At 67.5% G+C, this 26,332-nt stretch carries 19 protein-coding genes and 1 pseudogene; 7 read left to right on the top strand and 13 right to left on the bottom strand.

Features of this window, described 5'->3' with window-relative positions; translation table 11 throughout:
- Positions 1-11: 11 nt before the first annotated feature.
- Positions 12-461 (top strand): SRPBCC family protein, encoded by a 450-nt coding sequence (locus A5779_RS13870; RefSeq protein WP_064882772.1) that lies wholly within the window; start codon positions 12-14, stop codon positions 459-461.
- 65 nt (positions 462-526) lie between these two features.
- Here the strand turns inward: A5779_RS13870 and A5779_RS13865 are convergent, their stop codons facing one another.
- From A5779_RS13865 to A5779_RS13830, 8 genes are all read right to left on the bottom strand, one after another.
- A complete protein-coding gene (locus A5779_RS13865) occupies positions 527-1,504 on the bottom strand; it encodes an oxygenase MpaB family protein (protein WP_064882769.1) in 978 nt (325 codons plus the stop codon).
- Between the two features lie 104 nt (positions 1,505-1,608).
- Positions 1,609-2,322 (bottom strand): TetR/AcrR family transcriptional regulator, encoded by a 714-nt coding sequence (locus A5779_RS13860; protein ID WP_064882768.1) that lies wholly within the window; start codon positions 2,320-2,322, stop codon positions 1,609-1,611.
- Positions 2,323-2,324: 2 nt separating this feature from the next.
- Complete coding sequence (locus tag A5779_RS13855) at positions 2,325-5,525, bottom strand: arabinosyltransferase domain-containing protein (RefSeq protein ID WP_064882766.1); 3,201 nt, start codon at positions 5,523-5,525, stop codon at positions 2,325-2,327.
- Positions 5,522-8,788 (bottom strand): arabinosyltransferase domain-containing protein, encoded by a 3,267-nt coding sequence (locus A5779_RS13850; RefSeq protein WP_064882764.1) that lies wholly within the window; start codon positions 8,786-8,788, stop codon positions 5,522-5,524. Before A5779_RS13850 ends, A5779_RS13855 begins: the two co-directional genes overlap by 4 nt.
- Before the next feature lie 95 nt (positions 8,789-8,883).
- Entirely contained in the window at positions 8,884-12,162 is a 3,279-nt protein-coding gene (locus A5779_RS13845; protein ID WP_413784917.1) for an arabinosyltransferase domain-containing protein, read from the bottom strand.
- The gene (locus A5779_RS13840; RefSeq protein ID WP_110777289.1) at positions 12,152-14,044 is read right to left on the bottom strand and encodes a galactan 5-O-arabinofuranosyltransferase; all 1,893 of its coding nucleotides are present in this window, start codon (positions 14,042-14,044) and stop codon (positions 12,152-12,154) included. The genes A5779_RS13845 and A5779_RS13840 overlap by 11 nt, the downstream gene beginning before the upstream one ends.
- Entirely contained in the window at positions 14,044-14,808 is a 765-nt protein-coding gene (locus tag A5779_RS13835; RefSeq protein ID WP_064882760.1) for a decaprenylphospho-beta-D-erythro-pentofuranosid-2-ulose 2-reductase, read from the bottom strand. Before A5779_RS13835 ends, A5779_RS13840 begins: the two co-directional genes overlap by 1 nt.
- Before the next feature lie 92 nt (positions 14,809-14,900).
- Positions 14,901-15,779, bottom strand: coding sequence for an SDR family oxidoreductase (locus tag A5779_RS13830; RefSeq protein ID WP_064882759.1), 879 nt, complete (start codon positions 15,777-15,779; stop codon positions 14,901-14,903).
- A gap of 83 nt (positions 15,780-15,862) precedes the next feature.
- Here A5779_RS13830 and A5779_RS13825 point away from each other — a divergent pair, with 83 nt between their 5' ends.
- The 3 genes from A5779_RS13825 (at position 15,863) to A5779_RS13815 (ending at position 18,232) form a co-directional block, all read left to right on the top strand.
- Complete coding sequence (locus A5779_RS13825; RefSeq protein ID WP_064882758.1) at positions 15,863-16,426, top strand: TetR/AcrR family transcriptional regulator; 564 nt, start codon at positions 15,863-15,865, stop codon at positions 16,424-16,426.
- A gap of 95 nt (positions 16,427-16,521) precedes the next feature.
- Positions 16,522-17,604, top strand: coding sequence for an oxygenase MpaB family protein (locus A5779_RS13820; protein ID WP_064882756.1), 1,083 nt, complete (start codon positions 16,522-16,524; stop codon positions 17,602-17,604).
- Position 17,605: 1 nt separating this feature from the next.
- Positions 17,606-18,232 carry a TetR/AcrR family transcriptional regulator gene (locus tag A5779_RS13815; protein ID WP_064882755.1) on the top strand — a complete coding sequence of 209 codons (627 nt, stop codon included), beginning with the start codon at positions 17,606-17,608 and terminating at the stop codon, positions 18,230-18,232.
- Between the two features lie 61 nt (positions 18,233-18,293).
- On the opposite strand, the gene katG is transcribed toward A5779_RS13815, so the two are convergent.
- The 4 genes from katG to A5779_RS13795 form a co-directional block, all read right to left on the bottom strand.
- The gene (gene katG, locus A5779_RS13810) at positions 18,294-20,498 is read right to left on the bottom strand and encodes a catalase/peroxidase HPI (protein ID WP_064882753.1); all 2,205 of its coding nucleotides are present in this window, start codon (positions 20,496-20,498) and stop codon (positions 18,294-18,296) included.
- 33 nt (positions 20,499-20,531) lie between these two features.
- Positions 20,532-20,936, bottom strand: a complete 405-nt coding sequence (locus A5779_RS13805) for a Fur family transcriptional regulator (protein ID WP_055120858.1) — start codon at positions 20,934-20,936, stop codon at positions 20,532-20,534.
- Positions 20,937-21,038: 102 nt separating this feature from the next.
- Entirely contained in the window at positions 21,039-22,421 is a 1,383-nt protein-coding gene (locus A5779_RS13800) for a decaprenylphosphoryl-beta-D-ribose oxidase (protein ID WP_064882751.1), read from the bottom strand.
- A gap of 123 nt (positions 22,422-22,544) precedes the next feature.
- Positions 22,545-22,967, bottom strand: a complete 423-nt coding sequence (locus tag A5779_RS13795) for a GtrA family protein (protein WP_064882827.1) — start codon at positions 22,965-22,967, stop codon at positions 22,545-22,547.
- A gap of 48 nt (positions 22,968-23,015) precedes the next feature.
- Between A5779_RS13795 and A5779_RS13790 the strand changes: the two genes are divergently transcribed.
- Complete coding sequence (locus tag A5779_RS13790) at positions 23,016-23,642, top strand: trimeric intracellular cation channel family protein (RefSeq protein WP_064882749.1); 627 nt, start codon at positions 23,016-23,018, stop codon at positions 23,640-23,642.
- Here A5779_RS13790 and pdxR read toward each other — a convergent pair.
- On the bottom strand, positions 23,639-25,048 hold the full coding sequence (gene pdxR, locus A5779_RS13785) for a MocR-like pyridoxine biosynthesis transcription factor PdxR (protein WP_064882825.1): 1,410 nt from the start codon (positions 25,046-25,048) through the stop codon (positions 23,639-23,641). The genes A5779_RS13790 and pdxR overlap by 4 nt on opposite strands.
- Before the next feature lie 49 nt (positions 25,049-25,097).
- On the opposite strand from pdxR, the gene A5779_RS13780 reads away from it, so the two are divergent.
- Entirely contained in the window at positions 25,098-25,571 is a 474-nt protein-coding gene (locus tag A5779_RS13780; protein WP_064882747.1) for a carboxymuconolactone decarboxylase family protein, read from the top strand.
- Between the two features lie 601 nt (positions 25,572-26,172).
- Positions 26,173-26,332, top strand: a pseudogene (locus A5779_RS13775) (MspA family porin); the annotation flags it as partial.

Below are 26,332 nucleotides of genomic sequence, written 5' to 3'. Positions count from 1 at the left end.
AAGTCCCGACCGTGAACCGCTACGAATGCGTCATTCGGCGCCACGCAACGGCGTCGCCAAAAACCCTGTTCGCCATCGTGTCCGACGGATCCCGCTGGTCCGAGTGGGCCGCACCCCTGATTCCCTATTCGGCATGGGAGACGCGGGGCTCGGCCGATGACGGCGGCGTCGGGGCGATCAGGGCGGTGGGCATGCGCCGGAAACCGACCCGCGAGATGACCACCATCCACGAACCGGACCGCCGGCACGGCTACACCATGCTCACCGACGGCCCGATCCGCGACTATCAGGCACAGGTGACGTTTGACGAGGTCGCCGACGGTACCGAGGTGACCTGGCGCGGGCGGTTCGAGACGCGTTGGCGGGTGGTCGGATTGGCCTACCGGCTGGTTCTGCTGGTCGTGCTCGGGACGCTGGCACGCAAGCTGGTTGCCGCCGCCGAAAAGTCGTCGGCTGGCTAGTGCGATTGGCCAGTTATGACACGGTTTTTCGTTGTACGCGTGTCACAACTGGCCACTCGCCGCTTCTAGGCCAACCGGAGGCGGTCGGACTCGGCCCGGTGGGCTGCCAACTGCTCTCGCGAGTAGTGCGTGCGCCAGCCCGGCTGGCCGAAGCGGCGCCGAAGGGCGAAGTAGGTCGGGCCGAACTGTCCGGCGAGCCACCTCGGCATGGTTCGCCAGAATGCGGCGTGCAACCGTCGTTCGATGAGGTCGAGCCGTGTGGTCCGCAAGCCCATCTCGGCGTGGAACTTCTCCGGCACCCCGGCCAGCACCCCGACCCGCAGGGTGCGGGTCAACGGCAGGGAGATCAAGCGCCACAACGGCATCGGTACCAGACCCCAGCCGCGCGGCTTCGGCGGGTGCAGCGCGTGGTCGACGATGAACTGCACCTGAGGGTTGACCTGCAGGGTCTCTTCTACGACGGGCTGCCAGTAGGCGACGAACTCGTCGTAGGTGTCCGGCAGGCTTCGTACACCGAACCGGCGGCCCACCTCGTTCAGTCCGCGGTACGCGTCCTCGCGTTCGCGGTCGCTGCGGAACAGTCGGAACTCTTCGGCAATGTCCATGCCGCCCTTGAGGATCGAGCCCCAGGTCCAGTTCCACATGTCCTTGTTCCACGCATGGTATGAGCTGCCGTCGGGCATGGAGCCGGCGATCGGGCGGTGCAGTTCGTGCAATCCGTGTGCCACGTCGTCGCTTTCGGGACCGGCGAACACGATGCCCATCACCATCTCGTATGTGCTGATCAGCCGTCGGGACGCGGCCTGGAGGTTGGGCAGGTCCTCGGTGCCGTTGAGCGCACGGTCTTTCTCGCTGAGCACGTGGGCGATCCTGGGGTACAGCGTCGGCATGATCAGCGCCGGGACGTTGGCGTAGAGCAGCACCAACGGGTGTCCGGTCACCCAGCGGCCGAAGGTCCCGGGTGCCAGCGGGTCGTCGTCAGATCCCGCGGACGTGGCGTCCGGACGGCGGGTCTCGGGGTCGACATCAGGCAGTGGTGTCACGACTGAACTCCTCATCACCAAAGGCAGCTATTGAGAAAACACCTGTCGTCTCATTCTGGCGCGACGATAGCACCGGCACGCCCCGCTCGGTCAAGCCGAGAAGGTCAGCCGTCGTGCTCGTCGGGAGTCAATACGATCCGCCCCAGCAGCTCCAGTGCAGGTGAGGCGATGTCCAGCAGGCTGGACGCAGGTGCCGATCCCAGATGCTGGACCACCAGCTCGTTGACCGCGCCGAGGGCGCCGATCAGCAGAATCTCATCGCCCGCCGTCGGCATCGGATCGGGGCCGGCCGGGCCGCGGACCCGGCGTAGACCCTCGACGAGGACCGACGCGAAATCGCGCAACCCCTGGGTTCGGCGTTCGCGGATCCGGTTGGTGGAGGCCACCGCCTCCACCACCAGACTCTGGGTGAATGCCGGGTTGGCGGCGAGGGTGGACAGGTAGGCCACCAGACCGGCCTCGACCGCGGCTCTGGCCGTCGTGACCGACGTCGAGGCCTCCCGCATCCGTTCCACGACGATGTCCACGGCAGCGTAGGTCGCGAGGAACGCGACCTCCTTGTCGGAGTACAGCTCGTAGAACGTCTTGGTGGAAATGCCGGCACGCGAGGCGATTTCACGCACGCTCGCGCCGGCATACCCACGTTCGGCCACCACCTCCACGGTCGCGACCCGAACCCGCGTCTCCTGAGAGTGACGCACCTCGGCCCGGGACAGCCCATGTCGGTGCCGCGGCAGTGGGCCAAGGCTGTCGTCCCGGCTGAGCTCGCGGATCTGGTCCGCGAGCGCCGGGGACTCGACATGGTCGGGTTCGGTCACGGTTACGGCTTGATACGGATCCGGCCCGGCTTGTAGAGCCCGGAATGTGTTGCCGTCCCGAGCTCGACCTCGGCGGGTGTCGCGTCGACGATGGTGTCGAACTTGCGCAGCGAGCCCCAGTCGCGACCCCAGTCCTTGTTCAGATAGGTGGCCATCACATGCTGGCGCAGCAGCAGGTCACTGATGCCCAGCAGACCGCCGTTGATGCCGTCCTCCCAGGTGTCGGTGTCCTTCATCTTGGCGTTGTAATCCGGGGTGATGCGGAACTTCGGCACCTCGGTGACACCGTTGGCGTGCAGCATCGGCTGCTGGCACGGGAAGGCCAGGCCCACAGCCCAGTCCATCAGCACGGGCTGCTGTGAGCCGATGTACTCCTGCACGGTCTTGACCTCGGGAACGCGGGGCGGGGTGACCGCGATCCAGTCGCCGAGAGACAGCGACTTGTCCTCGGCGATCACCCGGACGAACGTCGCATCCGCCGGGATCTCGCTGCGGTCGAAGCGCAGGTTGCGCCAGGACGGGATCGGACCGAGGTCGTAGGGCGTCACGCGTCCGGCCGGGACGGCGGCGCCGTCGGGCCCGGGCCGCCCGTACTCCAGCTCGACCGCCTGACCTTCGGTGCGGCCGTTGAAAATGCTGTTGCCGGTGATGGTTCCGGCCGCGGTGACGACCACGAGCGGGTGGGCGGCGTCGGGAGCGGGCAGCTGGTACCAGGCGGAGGCCAGCTTGCTCTCCTGCTGGGCCGGGCCTTCGACGTAGCTGCCTGCCAGCGGTACCCGGGCCGGGTCCAGTCCGTAGGGCAGCGGCACGGTCGAGCCGTTGATGCCCGGGGTCTTCAGCTCGGCAGGGGCATTCCAGTCGGCGTCGATGCCCGGCATCGGGACAGTGATCCGAATCGCCTCGGCGACAATGTGGTCCGGAACGCCGTTGGGGGTGAACCCGGTCGGTGCGGTACCGCCCAGCGGTCCGAGCGGGCCGTACTCGCTCGGCACCGGGGTCAGGAACCCGTCGTTGGTGTCGGGTTCGACCAGCACATCGTCGGCCAGACCGCACCCGCCGGCGAAGGCCCGCAGGTTCGAGGACGCGTTGGAGTAGGTGCCGTCCTGGCGCACCACGCCGTAGAGCATCGAACCGACGAACACCACGACCATGAACCCGGCCGCGATCGGCACCGGTGCGGTGGTCAGTGCCCGCGCCACCCGGCCCTCGGCAGAGGGTCTCAGGTGCAACCAGTACGCCCACAGCGCGGTGATGGCGAACAGCGCAAAGAAGATGGCGCTCACCGTGACTCCGCCGATGTTTGGCTTGTCGTTGTTGAACGGCACGCCGTAGCTGGAGACGTACCACCAGCCGTTGGTCGTGGCGAAGCACAGCGCCAGCACGAACAGCACAGCCGCGGTGAAGGCCATCCGGTTACGCGCCGAGCGCAGGACCGCAGGCCCGGCGAGCACCGTGACCACCGCCGCCATCGCCGCACCCACGGCGGCGAACAGGCCGAAGTGGTGCACCCACTTGGTGGGGGTGAACATCAGGCAGAACATGGTGGCGAAGATGATGCCCATCAGCCGCCATACCGGCCCGCGGGCCACACCGGGAACCCGCTTGCGCCGCAACATGATGAACAGTGAGGCGAACAGGCTCAGTGCGGTGATGATGAACCCGAACCGGCGCGACAGTGAGCCGTCGACGGTGGGCAGGATCAGGTAGTAGTAGCGGAGGTTCTCGGTGTACCACTCCTGGCTCGGGCCGATCGCGGTGCGAATCCTGGTGGCCTCCAGCACCGTTGCCAGCGTCTGGTCGGCGAACACCACGGTCAGGATCACCGTGCCCGCGGCGAGCAGTGGCAGCACCAGCGGCCACACGCCCAGCACGCGCCGGCGGCGCACCAGGATGCGCAGCAGCGGGCGGCCACCGGCGAGCAGCGCGGCGACGGCGATCAGGCCGGTCGGCTGGATGCCGAGGGTGAAGGCTGCGGAGATGATCGCCATGGCGGCCGGGGTCAGCCGTCCGGAGATGATGGCCCGTTCGATCAGCACGTAGGTGATCAGAGCGCCGGTGGCGATCTGGCCCTCGGGGCGCAGGCCGTTGTTGAACGGCATCCAGGCGGCCATCAGCACCAGGCCGGCGGCCCACAGTGCGGGCTTGGAGGCGATCACCGCAGGTCCGAGGCGCGGCAGCACCTCACGCGACAGCAGGAGCCAACAGACCAGTGCGCAGATCAGGTCGGGCAGCCGCATCCAGATGCTGGCGTCGCTGACATGGGTCATCAGGGCCAGCAGGTTGTAGAACCAGCCGAACGGGTCCTCGGGACTGCCGAACCAGCGGAAGTAGTTCGACATGTAGCCGGCATGGTCGGCCACCCGCGCCATCTGCAGGATGTAGCCGTCGTCGGACGAGTTCGCGCCGATCACATGCCAGCTCAGGAACCCGCCGACCACCACCACGTCCACGGCGCTGAACGTGCGCCAGCGAGACGGGATCACGTGGTGCATCCGCCGGCCGTCAAGCCGGTCGAGACGCCACAGCGCCAGCAGTGCCACCACGGTGGCGGCGATGCCGAGCAGGATCGCCACCAGCTTGAGTGCGGTGGGTTTGGAGGTGAACCGGGTGTCGATCGTGGCCGACAACGAAAGACCTTGCGGTGCAGCTCCGCTCAGCTCGGTGAAGACACCGACGATCTGGGGCCGCAGGTTGGGGTCGGCGAAGCCGGTGCGCAACTCTTTGCCGTCGGTACCCGTGAGCCCGACGAAAGTGGCGAAGGTGCCGGCGTCTGACGAGGTGATCTCGATGCGTTGACAAGCAGGCGAGTCTGTCTTCTCCCGCGCGACGCTGGCGATCACCACGTTGCGGTCGGTGATGTCGACGCGTTTGGCGTTGACGTTGACGAACAACGCGTTCAGCGCGGCCTGCCTGCCCTCCTTGGGGGCGGTGCCGAGCACCATCGCCCCCTCGGGCGGCACCGACCGGATCACCTCGCACGGGATCGTGATCGACATGGTGACCGGCGTCTGGGTGATCAGCGGGGCGGTGACGTTACCGAGCTGACCTTGCTGAGGCCAGTTCAGCGTCGCCGTGGTCTGCACCACCGGCAGCAGGGGTGTGGCCACCGCGCACAGGAAGCCGATGAGTCCGGCGATCATCGCGACCCAGCGGGTCATCTGCACATTCTTGTCAGCGCTGTGTTCGCGCAGGGTCACGCTCATGGCAGGGCCCGGATCGGTCCGGGCCGGCTGAAGCCGAACACTCGTTGCGTCCCTTGATCAATCGTGGCGACCGGCGCCTGGCCGGCCGGGACCACCTGGTCGTACTTCTCGATCGAGCCCCAGTCCCGGTACCAGTCGTCGCGCAGGTACGTCGGGATGGTCGACGTGCGCAGCAGCGCCTGGATGAAGAGGAAGGGGCCACCCTTCTGGGCGGACTGCCACATGTTCGACGACACCACCACTTGCTTGACGTTGGGAAGGATCCGGTACTCCGGCAGCTCGGCGACACCGAGATGCTCGGAGAACGGGCGCTGGCACGGGAAATTCGCGGCGGTCGCGATGTCCATCAGCACCGGGGTCTGCGCGCCGAGGAACTGCTGCGCGGTCTGCAGGGTCGGCACCCGCGGCGGGGTGAAGCCGAACCACTGGTCTTCGGAGAGGTTGGGATCATCGGCGACGATCCGGGCCACGTTCGCCTCCGGCGGTGCCCACGCCAGCGGGAAACGCAGGTTGCGCCAGGCGTATTGGGCGAACACGTCGATCGGCTGGACGGCGTCGAGTGCCTGGAAGCTGCCGTCGGGGCGGTGCACGCCCCACTGCAGTTTCAGCGACTGGCCGTAGTGGAACTCGTGTTCCTCGTCGTAGTACCAGATGGCGCCGGCGGCGGCGACCGTCACGAGGGGACGGTCCGCGGTGCGGGGCGGCAGCTGGTACCAGGCCGAGGTGGCCTTGGCGGCGACGGTGTTCTCCTTGTAGCTGCCCATCACCGGGGTGCGGGCCGGGTCGAGGCCGAACGGCAGGTACACCCGGGAACCGTTGACGCCGACGGGTCCGTAGCCACCACCGGTGCCTGCGGCGTATGCGATGCCGACGTTGGGTTTGTTGGGTGAACCGTCCGAGTTGACCGTGCCGGGGTTGGCGACCACGGGCTTCGGCGGTTCCAGCGTGTCGCTGATTCCGTTGGGGGTGAACCCAACTGGGTTCTCGCCGCCCAGCGGCCCGTACTCGCCGTAGGTCTGGCCCTCCACCGGCTGCAGCATGCCCGCGTTGGTGTCGGCCTCGACGAGTACGTCGTCGGCCATGGCGCAACTGTTGGACGACAACCCCGAGGTCAGCGCCGAGACGTTGGCCTTGGCGGTGGTGTAGACGGGGTAGCGCTGGACGAATCCCTTTGCCATCGAGCCGACTTCGAGGACCACCATGATGGTTGCGACCACCAGCAGCGGTGTCGACGCCAGCACGCGGTTGCGTCGGGTGTCGGCCACCTCGGTGTGCCCGGCGTAGTCGATCCGGAAGTGCAGCCAGCCGGCGAGTACCGCGGTGATGATGGCCAGCGCCAGGAAGATGGTGGTCACCGGGAACCCGGCGATCACGGGCTGGCGGTCGAACCAGGGCACGCCGTAGTTGCCGACGTAGAACCAGCCGTTGGTACCGGAGGTGGCCCACGCCAGGACGAACAGCAGCGCCGTCACGTACAGGGCGAGGTTGCGTCGGCTGTGCAGGCCCACCCGGGCGAAGGCGAACGCCGTCACCGCCCCGAGCGCGGCGGCCAGGCCGGCGAAGGCACCGAACTGCACGGCCCACTTGGTCGGGGTGAAGTGCAGCAGCAGCAGGCCGATCGCGGTGGTGCCGATCAGCCGCCAGACGGGGCCGCTGGCCAGTCCGGGTACCCGGCCCTTGCGCAGCAGGACGGCGATCATGCCGAACAGGCACAGCATCATCGCCAGGACCGCGAACCGGCGCGTCAACGAGCTGTCGACAGAATCTTCGACGGTCAGGAAGTAGTAGCGCAGGAACTCCTGGTACCACGAGATGGTCGGGCCGACGGTGTATTTGATGCGGGCCGATTCGGCGACGCTGGCCAGGGTCTGGTCGCGGAACACCACGACGAAGATCAGTGCGGCCGACCCGGCGAGCGTGGCCAGTGCGGGCAGGGCGATGCGCCGGGCTTTGATGATCCTGACGACGGTGCGGGCGCCGACCAGCAGCGGGGCCAGCGCGATGAGTCCCTGCGGGGCCAGCGTGACGCTGAACGCCGCGACGATGATCGCCAGGCAGGTCGGCCACAGGCGGTGGGTGGCGATCGTATTCTCGACCAGCGCCCACACCGCGAGCACGCCGAAGGCGATCAGTGGTTCGGGGCGCAGGCCGTTGTTGAACGGCATCCAGGCGGCCAGGAACACCGCGCCGGCGGTCCACACGGTGACGCGGTTCAGTGCGACGCGTCGTCCGAGGCGGGGGAGCACCCAGCGGCTCAGCAGCAACCAGGTGCCGATGCCGGCCAGGGTGGCGGGCAGCCGCATCCACACCCCGGCCGTACTGATCGCCGCGAAGTGGCCCAGCACGGACTGGTACCAGTCGAACGGGGCCTCGGTGGTGCCGAAGTAGCGGAAATAGTTGGCGGTGTATCCGGCGTCGGCCGACACCCGCGCGATGGTCAGGTTGTAGCCGTCGTCCGACGAGATGGCACCGATGACGTGCCACACCAGCAGGCCGCCGATGACGCCGATGTCGGCGATCCAGGTGGCGACCGGGACCTTCACGAACCGGCGCCAGGCGCTGCGGATCCGGTGGCTGCTCCGGCGGTCCAGCACGGCCAGCGCGAGGATCGACGCCACCACGCAGACCACCCCTAGCGTCATCACCAGCAGCTTCAGTGCGGTAGGCGTGGTGATGAAGCGGGTGTCGATGTCGACGCGGGCGGACAGACCCGGCTGCGGCGCCATCTTCAGGTCGGTGAACAGGCCGGCAACCTGAGGCTTCTTCTCCACGGCCGCGGTGCCGGTGGCGCCGGGGATGCCGACGAAGTCAGCGCCCACACCGCCGAGGTTCGCCCACAGGTGCAGCGCGCTGCAGCCGCCCGCGTTGATGGCGGCGCGGGGCGCGACGGCGGCCACCGAGTCGCGGAACGCCACGACCACGGTCTCGGGGTTGGCCCGCACGAACAGGCCGTTTCGGCTGGCGTCGATGCCGCCCGAGGGGATCGTGGAGAACACCAGGCCGCCCTCGGCGGGCAGCGTCGCGATCGCCGAGCACGGAATGGACACGTCGAGGGACTGCGGGGCGCCCGACACCAGCGGGGCCGTCACCGAGGTGACGTTGCCTGCGGCATCGGTGCCCTGCGGCCACTGGATGGTCGCGGTGGTCTGTTTGACGGGCAGCAGCGGCACCAGCGCGCACAGCACCACACCCGCGATGCCCGCGACGATGGCGATCAGGCGTGCGATGCCCACAACACGGTCGGTTGGCTCATCGGAAGGCACGAGGCTCGATGTTATGCGACCCGTATGTGAGCCCTGGCCACCGTCGCCCTTTTGGCGAGAGTGTGTGTGAACTTCTAATCAAGCACGGGGTTTGATCAGCTGTGCCTCAGCGGCGCCGGGCTCCACAGTCCACTGCGGATCGCGGTGCCCAGGTCCAGGCGGGCCGTTGTGGCGTCCGGATACCAGGGTGTGAGCCGTTGCAGCGAGCCCCAGTCCCGGAACCAGTCGTTCTTCAGATACGTCGGCACGCTCGACGGCCGCAGCAGCAGTTCGGAGATGCCCAGCGGGCCACCACCCAGGTAGTCCATCACCGGCGAGTTGGCCTCGGCGCCGAAGCGGTCCGGCAGGATTCGCCACTTGGGCACCTCGGTGACGCCGTACTGATGACCGAACGGGCGCTGGCACGGGAATGCCAGACCCACCAGCCAGTCGAGCAGCACCGGGTCGGATGAGCCGACCACGTCCTGCAGGCTGCGCAGTTCCGGGATCCGCGGCGGGGTCACCGCGATCCAGTGCTGCGGGGCCAGGTCGTCGTCGGAGGCGACCAGGCGGATCTGGGTGGCCTCGTGGGGGATGGCGGCCATCGGGGCGCGCAGGTTGCGCCAGGCCGGTGCTGCGCCGACATCGGCGAACCCGACACCGCCGCCGGGCTTGTTCTCGGCGGCCTGGGCATCGGTGGCCCACTGCACCACGACCTCACCCGGATCGAAGCGGCCTGCGGCCGACACGACCAGTAGCGGTCCGGCCTTGTCCCGGTCGGGCAGCCGGTACCAGGCCGAGCGCATGATCGCGGGCTGCTGGGTGCCGGAGCGCCAGCTGCCCAGCACCGGGGTCGTGGCGGGGTCGAGTCCGTATGGCAGAGACGCCCGGGAGCCGTTGACCCCGGCGGCCGCGGTGGTCCCGCCTTCGGTGCCGACCTCGCTGCCCGTCACGGTGCCCGAGTCGGTGTCGGCGAAGTTGCCCGCACCGGGCTGTTCCATCACCGGGTCGGCCGAGACGTCCGACGGGATGCCGTTGGGACCGAATCCCTGCGCGGTGACCGCGCCGAGTGCCTGCCCCGGCGGCTCGCTGATCGGTGCCAGGAGGCCGGTGTTCGCGTTCTCCTCGACCATCACGTCGTTGGCCAGTCCGCAGGTCTTGCCGGTGAGCGCCTCGAGGTTGGAGCGCCCGACCGACCAGGCCGGGTACTGCTCGGTCATCGCCAGGGTCAGCGAGACCACCTCGAACATCACCAGCACCCAGGCGGCGATCGCCAGCGGCGATTGCACGATCCGTTGCCAGCGGTGCGGCGGCTCGTCCGGGGACTGGTCGCGGTCGGTGAAGTGGAACCAGGCCGCCAGCAGAAGGGACAGCACCGACAAGCCCAGCAGCATCGTGGTGAATCCGAAGTGCCACTCGGGGAACGAGTTCGACCACGGCACTCCGAAGTTGGAGACGTACCACCAGCCGTTGACAGTCGCGAACGACAGCGCCATCACGAACAGCACGAGTGCGGCGAACATCGACCGGTTGCGCCGGGACTTCATCGCCGCGGCGGTCACCGCGACCGCGGCCAGTGCGCCGAGCGATCCGGCCAGACCGGCGAACACGCCGAAGTGGTGGGTCCACTTGGTCGGGGTGAACATCATCGCGAGGAACGAGATGATCGTGATGCCGATGATGCGTCGGCTCGGACCGGCGGCGGTGCCGGGGATGCGGCCCTTGCGCAGCGTCATCGCCACCGACACGGCCAGCGCCACCAGCAGCGTCAGCACCGCGAAGCGCCGCGCCACCGAACCGTCCGGGCTCGAGGTGAACAACCGCGAATAGCGGATGTGCTCGTCGAACCACGCCAGGCTGGGGCCGACGGCGGATTTGAAGGTGCTGGCCTGCAGCTCACCGGCCAGTGTCTGGTCGCGGAAGATCAGGATAATCGTCACGGTGCAGGCAGCCAGGATCGGCGCCAGCAGCGGCAGGTGTCCGAAGCGTGAGGTATGCCGGGCCACAATCGTTTTCAGCGGTCCCACGGCGACCAGCAGGGCGCCGACGGCAGCGATGCCGGTGGGTCCGGAGAACAGTGTCAGCGCGCCGATGATGATCGCGATCGCCACCGGCAACATGCGGTTCGTGGCCACCCCGCGCTCCACCGAACACCAGGTCAGCAGGATGCCGAGGGCGATGATCGGTTCAGGGCGCAGCCCGTTGTTGAGCGGCAGCCAGAACGCCAGGAACATGCCCGCGGCGGTCCAGGCCGCGGCGCGGTTGGTCTTGACGGCGCGGCCCAGGCGCGGGAGCACCTCGCGGCTGATCACCCACCAGCAGGCGAGTGCCATCACGAGTGTGGGCAGCCGCATCCAGACGCTGTTGGTGGAGACGTGGGCCCACAGGGCCAGCAGGTCGTAGTACCAGCCGAACGGGGCTTCGGGCGTGCCGAACCAGCGGTAGTAGTTGGCCATGTAGCCGGCGTGTTCGGACACCCGGGCCATCGTCAGGATGTAGCCGTCGTCCGACGTGTTCGCCCCGACGAAGTGCCACCACACGAGGACCGCGGTGACCAGCCCGTCCAGCGGCGTCATCGACCACCAGCGGGGTGGGAGGAAGCGTCGGTGCCGGACGCCGTCGGCGGTGTCGAGACGGTGCAGGGCGCCCAGCGCGATGACGGTCATCGCCACCCCGATGATCATCGCCAGCATCTTGAGCAGCGTCGGGGCACTGCTGTAGCGGGAGTCGATGGTGGCCGAGAACTTCAGGCCCTCGGGTGCCGGCCCGGACAGGTCGGTGAAGATGCCGACGATCTGCGGACGGAAGTCATAGCCGCCGCGCTCACCACGCAAAGGTGCGGTCGGGTCGTCGGCGGTTTCGCTGGCGTCGCCCTGTGTCAGCCCGACGAATTCGCCGGTCACCTTGTCGGCGTGCGCGGTGAACGTCAGGGACTGGCAGGCCGGGCTGAGCACGGCGGCCAGCGGCGCGCTGACCACCGGAGTGTTGCGCACGATGACTAGCAGGTCGTTGTTGACCCGCTCGATCAACAATCCGCGGTCGACTGCCTTCGGGGCCTGCTTGGGCACGGTGGACAAGAGAACCGTCTTGCCGCGATTCTCGGGCCCGGCCAGTCCGGCCGCGGCCTGGCACGGCACGGTGATGGTCAGGTCGGTGGCGACATACCCGATCAGTGGCGCGTTGATGCTCTGCCAGGTGCCGTTCTGCGGCCAGTTCAGCTGGGCGGTGGTCTGCTTGACCGGAAGCAACGGTGTTGCCACCGCCATCAATACGCCGAGCAAACCGGCGACGATCGCGATGAGCCGCACCGTCCGGTGGTTGCTGCCGGCGGTTCCCTGCGGTCCCGTCACGGGCTCTGATGCTATCGGCGTATCTGCGCCGGAACTAATGGCCATCGGGGGTTGGCTTTCTGATCGCCAGGACAAAGGGGCCGATGTCGGTCACCTCGAAACGTGGATCTTCGAACAGGGCCGCGTCGAGCGCCACGTGGTAGCGGCGCACATTCGGCTGATTGGGGTAGACGTCTGAGGCCAGGCGCAGCGTGTAGGTGTCGTTCGCGCCGTGGCGCATGAGGAACACGGTGGGCGCCTTCCAGGGCATCTCGTCGAGCGCCTTCACGAACTGGTCGGGCTTGCCCATCGTGGCCCAGCCCTCGATGGCCTTGGCCCGCTTGTCGAACTCGGCCAGCGGGTTCGCGTAGTGCGACGTCAGGCCCTGGAACCCGTAGTAGGGGTAGAACGACAGGAAGCTGTAGTCGGCGGTCAGCACCACGGTCTGGTTGCGCGGCACCCCGGTGACCTCGGCGATCTTGGCGTCGATCTCGCGGTAGTAGCGTTCGGCCCCCGGAGCCCGGCGGTCGGCGCGCAGTCCGGTGCCGTCGGTGTCGGTGTAGGCCACGTTGATGTCGGGGCGCAGCACATCGGGGATGTCCTGGCTGAAGGTGACGGCGCCGATCGCGCCGATGGCAGTGGCTGCGGCGACCACCCGCCGCGCGGTTTCGGCCCGGTAGCGCCTCGCTGCGAGACGGGCCAGGCCCTGTGCCGATTCAACGAACCCGAACGCCCCTGCGGTGGTGAGCAGGACGGTCAGGGCGGGCTGCAACCGGAAGGACAGCAGGGTGGTGCCGGCCAGGGTGGTCAGCATCGACAGCAGAGACCAGGCGTAGACGGCGAGCACCGCGATGGCCAGGGCCCCGGCCCGGGTCGAGCTGCGGGCGCGGATCACGAGCCACAGCGTGCCGAGCATGCACAGCGCGCCGAGCAGGGTGAAGCTCAGCATAGGGAAGGTCAGCTGGGCGCCGGCGTCGGGCAGGTAGTGCTGGGCGGTGCCCTTCTCGGCGGGTTCACCGCGCAACGACGCCAGTAGGTACGGGGCCCAAGTGAGCAGGGCGATGGCCCCGGAGATGACGGCGATGACGGTCAGCCGCAGCAGCGGGTCGATGCTGCGGCGCGCCACGGCCAGCACCAGCCCCATGATGGTGAGCGTGAATGCGCAGTAGAGGAACAGCAGGGTGTAGAGCAGGGCGGCGAAGCCGAGGAAGATCCCGACGCCGATGACGGCGGCCCACCCACCGTTGCGGGTTTTGCCCCGTAGCCCCGACCAGGCCAGCACGAACACCGGCGGCAACAGCACGGTGATGATCGCGGCGTAGGGCTCGGTGGAGGAGTAGGCCAGCATCGCCGCGGTGCTCGCGGTCGTCACGATCAGCGCGTACTCGAAGCGAATCATGGTGGCCCACAACACGAATGCCAGCGCCACGGCGATGGTGATCGAGACGATCGACCAGGGCTTGAACATCTCCCAGGCCGGGGTGTCGGTGGCCGCGGCGATGCGCCCGCCCATCCAGAACCAGCCCGCCGGGTAGTACGGCGGCAGCCCGAAGTAGGTCATGTCGTGCAGGCCGGGGGTGTCGGCGAGCCGGGTGAGGTATTCGGTGCGGAACTGCTGGTCGACCGAGACCCCGAACAGGTAGAGCTTGGTCGCGCCCAGCGGCATCGCCAGGGTGACCACCGAGAAGGCCGACAGGAAGATCAGGCCGACCAGCCGGGCCAGGGTGCGCCGGCCGCGCCGCCAGATCAGACCGGCGGCGAGGATTCCGGCCAGCGCGCCGACCTGGCCCACCGTGGTGAGTGCGTGCAGTTGGTTGGACGTGTTGTAGGCCGGCCATTGGACCTGGGCGATCGCCGCGATCGACACCCCGGCCACCGCCGAGGCGAGCATCAGGGCGATCACCATGTGTCCGGCCACCCTGGCCGGACCGGCCACTCCGGCCGGCATTAGATGGGGAGCTTGCGGAAGATGGAGCGCGGGATGTGCCGCAAAACCATCATCACGTAGCGGAACGCACCCGGCGCCCAGACCAGCTCCTTGCCCTTGGCCGACGCGGTGACGGCCAGTTCGGCGACGTATTCCTTGTCGACGGTCAGCGGGGCTTCCTTGACGTGGGCGCTCATCCGGGTGCGGACCTGCCCGGGCCGGATCACCAGCACCCGCGGGCCGTATTCGCGCAGCGCCTCGCCCAGGCCGAGGTAGAACCCGTCGAGCCCGGCTTTGGTGGAGCCGTAGACGAAGTTGGAGCGACGCACCCGCTCGCCGGCGGCCGAGCTCATCGCGATGATCTGGCCGTAGCCCTGTGCCCGCATCTTCTCGCCGACGAGGACACCGACCGAAACGGCTGCGGTGTAGTTGATCTCGGCGATCTGCACAGCCTTGCGCTGGTTCTGCCAAAGCTCCTCGGCATCACCGAGCAGGCCGAACGCGACGATCGCGACATCTACGTCACCGGAGGCGAACGCCTTGTCGATCACGTCCGGGTGACTGGCGGTGTCGACCGCGTCGAAGTCGATGACCTCGACCGCGCTGGCGCCCGCCTTGCGCAGCTGGGCGACGGCGTCGTCGCGGCCGGGATCACCGGGCAGGGCGGCCAGCACGATGCGGGCCGACGCGTCGCGCAGATAGCGCTCACAGATCGCCAGCCCGATCTCTGAAGTGCCGCCGAGCAGCAGAATCGTCTGGGGGTTACCTACGGCGTCGAACACCATCTAGCGCAGCTCCAAGCCTCGTGGGACATCGTGACGAGGGTACCGTGCGTCCCGTCCCGCGAGGTCGAACGTCCAGGCCAGGCCATCGGGAATCAGAAGTAGTGGCCGAGCGCGAGGTCGTCGAGCAGTCCGATCTCGGTCGGCGTCCAACCGAACCGGTCCCTGGTGTGCACGCTCGATGCGGGGACATCGAGCGAGAAGATCGTGCCGATCCAGCCGAAGTGCTCCGTCGCGGCATCCGGGGCGATGCCCGTGACGGGCAGATGCAGTTGCCTGCCGATGACGCCGGCGATGTCGCGGACCGGCATGCCCTCCTCGGCGACCGCATGAAGTCGCGAACCGGCGGGCGCCGATTCGACGGCCAGCCGGAACAGTCTCGCGGCGTCGAGTCGGTGCACGGCCGGCCAGCGGTTGGAGCCGTCGCCGGGGTAGCCCGATTCACCGCGTGCCCGGGCGATCTCGATGAGCTGCGGGACGAATCCGTGATCGCCCGGCCCGTGTACCGAGGGTGGCAGCCGCACCACCGACGAGCGCACGCCGCGGTCGGCGAACGCCAATGCCGTCGCCTCGGAGACCCGCGGTAACCCGGGCGTCGCCGCGTCGTCCTCGGTGGAGACCTCCCCAAACCGGATGCCGGTGGTGCCGGATGCCACGACCAGTGGGCGGTCCGACCCGGCGAGTGTCTCGCCGAGTGTCTCGATCGCGCGGCGGTCGATCTCGCTCGCGGCGGCGAACTCGTTGAAGTCGTGCACGAAGGCCAGGTGGATGACGCCGTCGGCGTCCTGTGCGCCTGACCGCAGGCTGTCCGGGTCGTCGAGGTCGCCGCGGTGGACCTCGGCGCCGGCGGCTCGCAGCGCAGCTGCCGACGCGTCGGAGCGGGCCAGACCGAGGACCTGATGCCCGGCCCCGATGAGCTCGGGTACGACGGCCGAGCCGATGAAGCCGGATGCGCCGGTGACGAATATCCGCATGGGAACCTCCACAGTGATGTCAGTTGCTGTCATCGCCAACGATACGCACGATGTCAGCAACTGTCATCACATAGAATCTCGGGATGGCGCGATGGGAACCCAATGCCCGTGGCCGGCTGGAAGAGGCTGCGCTCGAGCTCTTCGGGGAGCAGGGCTTCGAGCAGACCGCCGTCGCCGAGATCGCAGAGCGGGCCGGGCTTACCGAGCGCACCTACTTCCGTCATTTCGCCGACAAGCGCGAGGTGCTGTTCTGGGGTGAGCATCTGCTGAGCGACACCCTCGTGGGTGCGATCGCGGACGCGCCGGAGTCGGCCTCCGCCCTGGACATGGTCAGGGCAGGACTGGGGGCGGTGACGGCGATCTTCGTCGAACGGCGGGACCACGCCCGCCGGCGGCAGGCTGTCATCGACGCCAACCCGGGCCTTCGGGAGCGCGAGCTCGCCAAGCTCGCCGCGCTGGCCACCACCACGGCCGAGGCCCTGCGCGCCCGTGGCGTTGTCGAGCCCGCTGCGAGCCTGGCCGCGCAGGCCGGCGTCGCGGTTTTCAAAGTGGCCTTCGGGCAATGGATCTCGGCATCCGATGGCGCCGATCTGGCTGATGTGATCGACGCGATGTTCGCCGAGCTCAAAGCTGTCACGGTGAACTGACCTCCGAGCCGGGTCGATCTCCGTCGGAGATTTCGGGCGCAGGGTCTTGACCGCATTTCCTACACGACGTAGCTTTTTTCTACACCGTGTAGGAAATGGGGGAGATCATGACGATCCGCGACTGGCTGACACTGCCCGACACCGAACCGGGGGAGGACTACGGATTCTTCGGTCCCGATTCGGTGACTTGGAAGGTGTGGAGTTACCCCACCTCGCTGTCGATCGGGTTCCAGCGGGCCGTCGTCATCGAGGAACTCGACCCCGCGCTGGTCGCGGCGGTCGACAAGACCCATGAGATCTACGCGCGGCCGCGCACCCGCTATGACCGCACGCTGCGGTACTTCGTCATGGTGGCGTTCGACGACAGCCGTTCGACCACGAAGGCCGCCGATGTCCTGGTCAAGATCCACTCCAAGGCCATCGGCACCGACCCCGTCACCGGAAAGACGTATGACGCCAACGATCCCGGTTCGCAGTTGTGGATCCACCTGACTGCCTGGCATTCCATCCTGGTGGCCTACGAGAAGTACGGCCCCGGCCCGCTGTCACCCGAGGAGGAGTTGCAGTACTGGCGGGAATGCGCGGTCGCAGCCGAACTGCAGACCTGCGATCCCTCCGACGTTCCGCTGACCCGCGAGGGCATCCGCGACTACTTCGAGCAGATGCGGCCCCAGCTGATCGGCTCGGACATCGCCCGCCAGGCCATGCATCACCTGCTCGGTGCCGAGGTGATGTTGCCCAAGATGCCGCTGCTGCTGCGCCCCGGCACCACGGTCATCACTGCCTTCCTGCGCCGCGGCACCCTGGCGACGATGCCGCGCTGGATGCGGGAAATGGCCGGGCTCAGCACATCCCGGGTCCTCGACGCGCTGGCCGTGCTGCCGCTGCGGATCGGGTTCCGGGTGATCGCGATGAGTACCCGGCTCGAGCTGATCCTGCTGCGGCTGCTCTCGCCGGCGACCCTGCCCATCGGCGCCCGGGTCCTGCTGTCCGTCCCGCCGAAGGATCCCGTGACGACGACGCCGCGAGAGGCCCAGCGCCGCTTCGGTTACGACGCACCGAGTCAGGCTCACTTCGCGCTTCGCGACAGGCAGGCGGTCCGCGTGTTCGGCGAGGGCCGCGCGCCGAGTGACGAGGGGATCGTGGAATCACAGCCGATCCTTGGCACCATCGGTTGACATGGAAGATGCCGCACTAGCCAACCGGGCCCGCGCCGAACACCTGGGCCCGGACCGCCGTCGGCCGCAGGTGCTCGATACCGCGTTGGAGATCGCCGCGCACCAGGGCCTGGCCGACGTGACGATGGGGACCATCGCGCGACGTCTGGGTGTCACCCGGCCGGTGGTGTACGCCTGCTACCCCGGCCGCGGGGAAGTGCTTGCCGCACTGTTGGATCGGGAAACCGACGCGGTGCTGGCGAGCCTGCTCGAACTGTTGCCACCTGAGCGCACCGGATCGATCGAGCAACTGTTCGTCGATGGATTCCACGCGCTGCACAGCACGGTCCGCGAGCGTCCGGCCTCGTGGCGCATCATCTTCGCGGCCGATCCCGATCCGGTGCTCACCGCGGCGATCGTCGCCGGCCGGGAGCGGATCCGGGGTCAGCTCGCCACCGCGATGCGGCCACTGCTGCAACGGTGGCAGGTCGCCGATGTCGATGTCACGCTGCCGATGCTGGTCGAGGTGTTCCTGGCGATCTGTGAGGCGGCCGTCCGGAAGATGCTTGACGACGATGGCGATGCCGAGTTGGTCGCGGAGACGTTCGGTAAAGCGGCGTATCGGGCCATGCGCGCAAAAGGCCAGTGAGCCAACAACACCCCGCGAGCTTGAAGCCCGCGGGGTGTTGCGTTACCAGTCGGTCAGGCGATCAGGCCAGATCGAACCGGTCGTTGTCCATCACCTTTGTCCAAGCGGCGACGAAGTCCTTCACGAACTTCTCCTTGGAATCGTCCTCGGCGTAGACCTCGGCGAGCGCCCGCAGCTGCGAGTTCGAGCCGAACAGCAGGTCGACGCGGCTGGCGGTCCACTTCGGGGAGCCGCTGGCGCGGTCGGTGCCGACGTAGCTGCCGTCATCGGCCGGTGCCGGTGCCCACTTGATGCCCATGTCGGTGAGGTTGACGAAGTAATCGTTGGTCAGCTGACCCTTCTTGTCCGTCAAGACACCGACGTCCGAGCCACCGTGGTTGGCGCCCAGCACGCGCAGGCCGCCGATCAGCACTGTCAGCTCCGGACCCGACAGGCCGAGCAGGTTGGCCCGGTCGATCAGGCGGTACTCGGCAGGCAGGCTGTCACCCTTGGCCACGAAGTTGCGGAAACCGTCGCCCTTGGGCTCCAGGTAAGCGAACGAGTCGACGTCGGTCTGCTCCTGGGTGGCGTCGCCGCGGCCCGAGGTGAACGGCACCGCGACGTCGAAACCGGCGTCCTTGATTGCCTTTTCGAGACCCACGACGCCGCCGAGAACCACCAGATCGGCGAAGGACACCCCAGTGTCCGAACCGGCCTGGATCTCCTCGAGCTTGGCGATCACCGGTGCCAGCTCCTCGGGCTCGTTGACCTCCCAGCCGAGCTGCGGCTGCAGCCGGATCCGGCCGCCGTTGGCGCCGCCACGCATGTCGCTGGAGCGGTACGAGGCCGCCGCCTTCCACGCGGTGTCGACCAGCTGCTGGGTGGTCAGACCCGAATCCGCGATCGCCGCCTTGAGGGTGGCGACGTCGGCATCGGACAGCTGCTTACCGGCCGGGATGATGTCCTGCCACACCCAGGTCTGCTTGGGCACCAGCGGACCGAGGTAGCGGGTCACCGGACCCATGTCGCGGTGGATCAGCTTGAACCAGGCCTTGGCGTACTCCTCGGCCAGCTCCTCGGGGTGATCCAGCCAGCGGCGGGTGATCTCGCCGTAGATCGGGTCGAACCGCATGGACAGGTCGGTGGTGAGCATCGAGGGGTGGGTCTTGCCGGTGCCCTGCGCCATCGGCACCGAGTTGGCCCAGCCGCCGTCCTTGGGCTTCCACTGGTTGGCGCCCGCGGGGCTCTTGGTCAGCTCCCACTCGTTGCCGTAGAGGATCTCCAGGAAGCTGTTGTCCCACTTGGTGGGGGTGTGCGTCCAGGTCACCTCGATGCCGCTGCTGACGGTGTCGTTGCCGAGGCCGGGGTTGGCCCAGCCAAGGCCCATCTGCTCGAGCGGTGCGGCTTCGGGCTCGACACCGTTCTCGATGTCGGTGGCGCCGTGGGTCTTGCCGAAGGTGTGGCCACCGACGATCAGAGCCGCGGTCTCGATGTCGTTCATCGCCATGCGGCCGAACGTCTCGCGGATGTCGATGGCGGCGGCCAGGTAATCCGGATTGCCTTCGGGGCCTTCGGGGTTGACGTAGATCAGGCCCATGTGGCTGGCGCCCAGCGGGTTCTCCAGCTTGGTGCGGTCACCGTCGGCACCGGCGTAGCGTTCCTGCGAGCCCAGCCACTCGTGCTCGGCGCCCCAGTAGATGTCCTCCTCGGGCTCCCAGAAGTCCGGGCGGCCGAAGGCGAAGCCCGCGGTCTTGAAGCCCATGTGCTCCATCGCCCGGTTGCCGGCGTAGACGATCAGGTCGGACCACGAGATCTGCTTGCCGTACTTCTTCTTCAGCGGCCACAGCAGACGGCGGGCCTTGTCCAGGCTGACGTTGTCGGGCCAGCTGTTCAGCGGGGCGAAGCGCTGCATGCCGCGCCCGCCGCCGCCGCGGCCGTCCTCGACGCGGTAGGTGCCCGCGGCGTGCCAGGACATGCGGACGAACAGGGGACCGTAGTGACCGAAGTCGGCGGGCCACCAGTCCTGGGAATTGGTCAGCAGCTCATCGAAATCGCGCTGGAAGGCCTCGACATCGAGAGACTTGACGGCCTCGCGGTAGTCGTAACCCTCGTCCGACGGGTCGATGGCGGGGGGATTCTTCTGGAGGATCTTCAGATTGACCGCGTTCGGCCACCAGTCGCGGTTGCTGCCGCCCTCGACGGGGGGCTTGATGACCATGGGACAACCGCTTTCGGCGGGTTCGGTTTGTGCTTCACCAATCGGGGGGTGAGTTTCGGCGTCGGCCATGACAAATCCTTTCCGGGGCTGGCGGGTTAAGGGTTATCTAGTTGGGGCAGTGGAACATTCGGGGCAAGTACCCCAGTAGATGACCTCGGCTTCATCGATCTCGAAACCGTGGTCATGTGACGCGGTCAGGCATGGGGCAGACCCGGCCGCGCAGTCCACATCGGCGATTGCGCCACACGATCGGCACACGACGTGGTGGTGGTTGTCGCCGATACGTGATTCGTATCGAGCGACCGAACCGGATGGTTGGATGCGCCGCACCAGTGCTGCTGCGGTCAGCGCATGCAACGAGTCGTACACGGCTTGGTGGGAGACGTCGGGCAGGTCTTCACGCACCGACCGGATGATCGTTTCCGTATCGGCGTGCGGGTGCGCATGGACTGCATGCAGGACCGCCACTCGGGGGCGGGTCACACGCATATCGGCGCTTCTCAGCATCTGCTGGAAGTCCGCGGTTGTCGCCACGGGACCGAGTCTGGTCCGTTTTCTGGAATTAGTCAAGAATAAAATTCTCGCCAATCCGAGGTGAACGGTGAGGAGCTAGACGAGCTCCAGTCGGCGTGCCATGTCAGAGACGAACAAGCCGTCGGGATCGACCTTGCGTCGCACCGCCAGCCACTCTTCGATGCGCGGGTACATGGCGTGGAACGTCTTCGCCGTGGTCCGCGAGTCCTTGGCGGTGTAGAGCCGGCCGCCGAATTCCATTACACGCCGGTCGAGTTCGGTGAGGAACTCGCTGAGGCCGGCCTTGATCTGGAAGTCGACGCAGACGTTCCACCCGGGGATCGGGAAGCTCAGTGGCGCCTGGTTGCCCGGGCCGAACAGCTTGAACACATTGAGGAACGAGTAGTGCCCGGACCGCTGGATGTCGATCATGATGCGCTTGAACTCGTCGACGGCCTCGGTGGGCACCACGAACTGGTACTGGGTGAATCCGCTCGAACCGTAGGCGCGGTTCCATTCCCCGACCATGTCCAGCGGGTGGTAGAACTGCGTCAGGTTCTGCGCCTTACCCCGGTAGGTCTTGCCCAACCGGTACCACACCTCGGTCATCGCACCGAAGATGAGTTTGTTGCCCAGACCGTTGGGGAAGACGTCGGGTGCGGTGAAGTACTGCGGTGCATCGAATTTCAGGGGATCGCGCTGGAGGTTGGCAGGCAGTTGGTCCAGTGTCGCCAGCGAGCCGCGGGAGATCACCGCGCGTCCCAGCTTGGGCGGGGCACTCATCGCATCGAACCAGGCCGACGAGTAGGTGTAGTTGTCCTCGGTTCCGTCGCTGTGGAACTCGATGGTCTCGTCGAGGCCGTGGGTGACATCGCCGTCGGCGATGAAATACGCCGTCTCCGTTGGCGTCATCTCGATCGTGGCCCGCAGCACGATGCCCGTCAGGCCGTTGCCGCCGACCGTCGCCCAGAACAGCTCGGCTTCGGGGCCGTCCGGGGTGAGCTTGCGGATCTCCCCACTCGCGGTCAGCAGGTCGATCGAGCGCACGTGGTTGCCGAAGCTGCCTGCGCTGTGGTGGTTCTTGCCGTGGATGTCACAGCCGATGGCGCCGCCGATGGTGACCTGACGGGTACCCGGCAGCACCGGAACCCACAGACCGTGGGGCAGTGCGGCCCGCATCAGTTGGTCGAGGTTGACCCCGCCGTCCACGTCGACCAGCCGCGAACCGGCGTCGATCGAGTGGATCTGGTTCAGCGCGGACATGTCGATGACGAGCCCGCCGCCGTTCTGCGCGTTGTCGCCGTACGAGCGGCCAAGGCCGCGGGCGATCACGCCCCGGCCCTTCTCCTCGGCGGCCCTGGTCACAGCCTTGACGATGACCTCGGGATCGCTGGTAGAGAGCACCTGTGCCACGGTCGGTGCGGTCCGGCCCCAGCCTGTCAGGCGCTTGGGAGTGGTCGGCAAGTCAGTAGTCGACATCGCTAAGGAGAGTACCCGTCAGTAGCCACGGACCAGCCCGACTGAACGCCGAGTGTGACGTGATGGTTGTCAGATCGGTGCGCAGAACAACCCTGGCGTCACTCTCGTGGAGGTGATGCCAACTCAGTGCAGTTTGAAGATCACCGCACGTTGCACGATGAAGTTGATCACCGTCGCGGTGCCCTGGGCGATGACGAAAGCCACCGGCACTCGCCAGGGCTGGTTCTCGAACTGCATGTAGAACACGAAGTTGATGCCCACCTGCACCGCATAGGTGAGTGCGTAGAGAACGCAGACCGCGATGAACCGGGCCCTGCTGGGCGGCGCCTGGAAGGTCCAGCGCCGGTTGATCAGGTAGGCCGTGGTGGTTCCGGCGATGAAGCTGATGGTCTTGGCGACGTTGACCCGGACGTCCTCGTCGACGTGCCAGACCGTGGAGAACAGCCGAAGGAGGGTGACGTACAGGCCGAAGTCCACGATCGCGGCCAGTCCGCCGGTGACGAGGAACCGGAACGCCTGCGTTTTGAGGTCAAGAGTCGGCGACATGACAGGTTCGGCCACCCGGGCAGCTTAGCGAGCGCATACGGTGCACTCGTGTTGCAGACGGTGCTCAACGACCTCGGGATCGCGGTGTTCGCGTCATCGGGGGTCATGGTGGCGATCCGCAAGGGCTTCGATCTGTTCGGGATCGCGGCCCTGGGTGTGCTGACCGGTGTGAGTGGCGGGGTGATCCGTGACGTCTTCCTCGGGGTCCATCCGCCCGTCTCCATTCAGCACTGGCCGAACATCACGGTGGCGCTGGCGGCGACGGTTGTGGCCACCCTCACCGCGAAGTACCTCATCCGGTTCAACCACATCGTGTTGCCGCTGGATGCGATCGGCATGGGTTTCTTCGCGACCTCGGGCGCGGCGTTCGCCGTGGACCACGGCGCCAGCTGGTTCGCGGCAGTGCTGATCGGCATGACCACCGCCATCGGCGGCGGCATCATCCGCGATGTGCTGGTCCGCGAGATCCCGATGCTGATGCGGCCTGCCGATCTCTATGCCGTGCCCGCCTTGATCGGTGCGACTGCCTATGCCGTCATCGACTATTTCGGTCCGCAGTGGGTCGGCCTGGTGGTGGGCTCGGTGCTGGCGACGACGCTACGGCTGGCCGGATTGATGTTCGGGTGGCGGCTGCCCACCGGGCCGGCAGACCTGATCGTCGGTGAGGATTCCTAACGCAACGCAGCTGAAAGCACGCCGCACAACGCGTCGACCGCAGGCCCGAAGGCGTGCTCGGCGGGCGCTCCGAATCCGATGATCACCCCGTCGGGGTCGGGGGTGTCGGGTCCGGCCAGGGGATGACGCATGAGCGACAGCCCGTTCAACGCGATGCCGGCCTCCCCGGCCCGGCGCAGCACCTCGGGTTCGGCGCCGTCGGGCAGGGTGAGCAGCATGTTGACTCCTGCAGCCAGACCGTCGATGCGGAGGTCGAACCCGGCGAGTGCGGCGACAAGGGTGTCGCGTCGTTGCCGATAGCGGTTGCGCATCCGCCGGATGTGCCGGTCGTACCCGCCGCTGCGGATGAAGTCGGCCAGCGTCAGTGCCGTGAGGGCGTCGACGTGGTACTGCGCCCCGCCGGCCGCCGCGATGACCGGATCGATCAGTGCCTCGGGCAGCACCATCCACCCGACGCGCATCACCTGCGCCATGCTCTTACTGGCCGAGCCCAGGTAGACGACCCGTTCGGGGTTCAACGCCTGCAGGGCGCCGACAGGCTGACGGTCGTAGCGGAACTCGCCGTCGTAGTCGTCGTCCAGCACGTACCCGTTGGTGCGTTGTGCCCAGTCGATGACCGCGGTGCGGCGGGACGGGTGCAGCGCCATGCCGAACGGACTCTGATGCGCGGGAGTAAGTAGTACGGCCGAAGCGTCCAGGCGCTCCAGGTCGCCGATCACCGCCCCGTGTCCGTCGACGCCGATCGGTGTTGTCGGGACGCCCAGCGCCGCGAGCACGTCGCGAAAGATGAACAGCCCGTGGGCTTCTACCGCGACGGGGCGGCCGGTGCCCAGGACTCGCCCGATCAGGTCGACGCCGTCGCGCACCCCGGAGCAGATCACGACCGACTCCGGAGTCGTCCGCACGCCTCGCACCCGGCCCAGATACTCGGTGAGTGCCTCGCGCAGCGTCAGCGGTCCGCGCGGATCGCCCATTCGCAGCGCGGATACGGGCGCGTCGGTGATGGCCCGGCGGGCCGATGCCAACCAGGCCGACCGGGGGAACTGCGACACATCGGGCGAGCCGGGCATCAGATTGTGCCGAGGGACCGAGGGAATGCGGCGTGGGCGTGGCGCCGGCGGAGTGACGGTCGTGCGCGCTACCCAGGTGCCCGCCCCCTGACGTGAGGCCAGCCAGCCTTCGGCGACCAACTCCGCGTAGGCCTCGGCGACGGTGTTGCGGGCCAGTCCCAGATCGGAGGCCAGCGCGCGTGACGGTGGCAGTCGCGTCTCGGTGCTCAATCGGCCGGTTCGGATTCCTTCTCGGAGAGCGGTGATCAGCTGTTCGCGGGCGGTGCGGCTGCCGGGCTCAATCCTTGCGCGCAGCTCGAGGTGTAGGTCCCGACCGAAATTGGCCCGTGAAATCACCACGATATTGAACCATCTGGGCGGTACTTTCCCGGCTAGCGTTGTCGTCATGACACAGACAATCGAGCCCGCCGTGACCGTTGACCGCCTCAAGATCTACAAGGTCTCGCCGGGTCTCTACGACGCGATGATGACGCTGTCGAGCACGGCGTCCAAGGACATCGACCCGACCATCGGTGAGCTGGTCAAGATCCGGGCCTCACAGATGAACCGCTGCGCCTTCTGCCTCGACATGCACACCCACGACGCCCGCCAAAACGGCGAGACCGAGCAGCGGCTGTCGCTGATCGCCGCCTGGGAAGAGGCGGGCGATCTGTTCACCGAGCAGGAGCAGGCGGCGTTGGCGTTGACCGAGGCGGTGACCGATCTGACTCGTGGACCGGTCTCCGACGCGGTCTACGCACGCGCGGCGGCGGCTTTCACCGAACGCGAGCTGGGGCAGGTCGTCTCCATGGCGGTGACGATCAATGCGTGGAACCGCATCAATGCGGTGGTGAAGGCGGTTCCGCCTCGGCGACCATGACCGCTGAGCGGCCCCGGAAGGCACGTTCTCCAGCGCCGCAAGTGTGATGTCAACCACAAAAAGGAATAACGACTGCGAGGCCGCTGAAGGATCTTCGGCCGGTGTAGTTAATCCCGGCGTTCGGCGGCGCGTAACGGGGCGTTTACACAGCAAGCGCAAACGTGGAGCCGTCGGCGGGGCGGGTTGCGATATTGACGATGGTGACGGCAATCCTTCTGCTCAGCGTGATTGACTGCCCCGCCCTCCATGGAAATGGTGAAATAGCAGTTCCGGTGCCGTGACGGGGCTCTGGCGCGGCGTTCGCGCGGCGGGCGCAGGCGAACGCGGCGCGCCGGGCTCTCAGGCAATGGACAGCGACGGTGTGACGCGTTCGGCTGCTGATCCAGCAAACTTTGTGCCAGGGTTTGTCTGCTCGGTGGCCGGAAACCGTTGGCGTTGCCGCCTGGGAAATGCCCGGTTACGTTTCTCCTGCCAATCATGAGCACGGCATGAGAAACGGATGTGACCTGCCTAATCGGGTAGCGAATCGCCCATGTATCTCTGGGGTGGGGACCCTGGTTGGTGAAGAACGAATCGGATCACCGACACAGCTAGGGAGAACATGTTGGCATTCAGTCGGGTGCTGGTCGCATTGGTGACCGCAATGGCAGGGGTCTTTGCCGGCCTCTTCATAGGCACGGCCACTTCTCATGCGGGTCTGGACAATGAACTGAGCCTGGTCGATGGTCAGGATCGGACCCTGACGGTTCAGCAGTGGGACA

The sequence above is a fragment of the Mycolicibacterium peregrinum genome (assembly GCF_001665625.1).
In the GTDB taxonomy this organism is placed as follows: domain Bacteria; phylum Actinomycetota; class Actinomycetes; order Mycobacteriales; family Mycobacteriaceae; genus Mycobacterium; species Mycobacterium peregrinum_B.
This window is presented reverse-complemented; position numbering and strand designations above follow the sequence as displayed.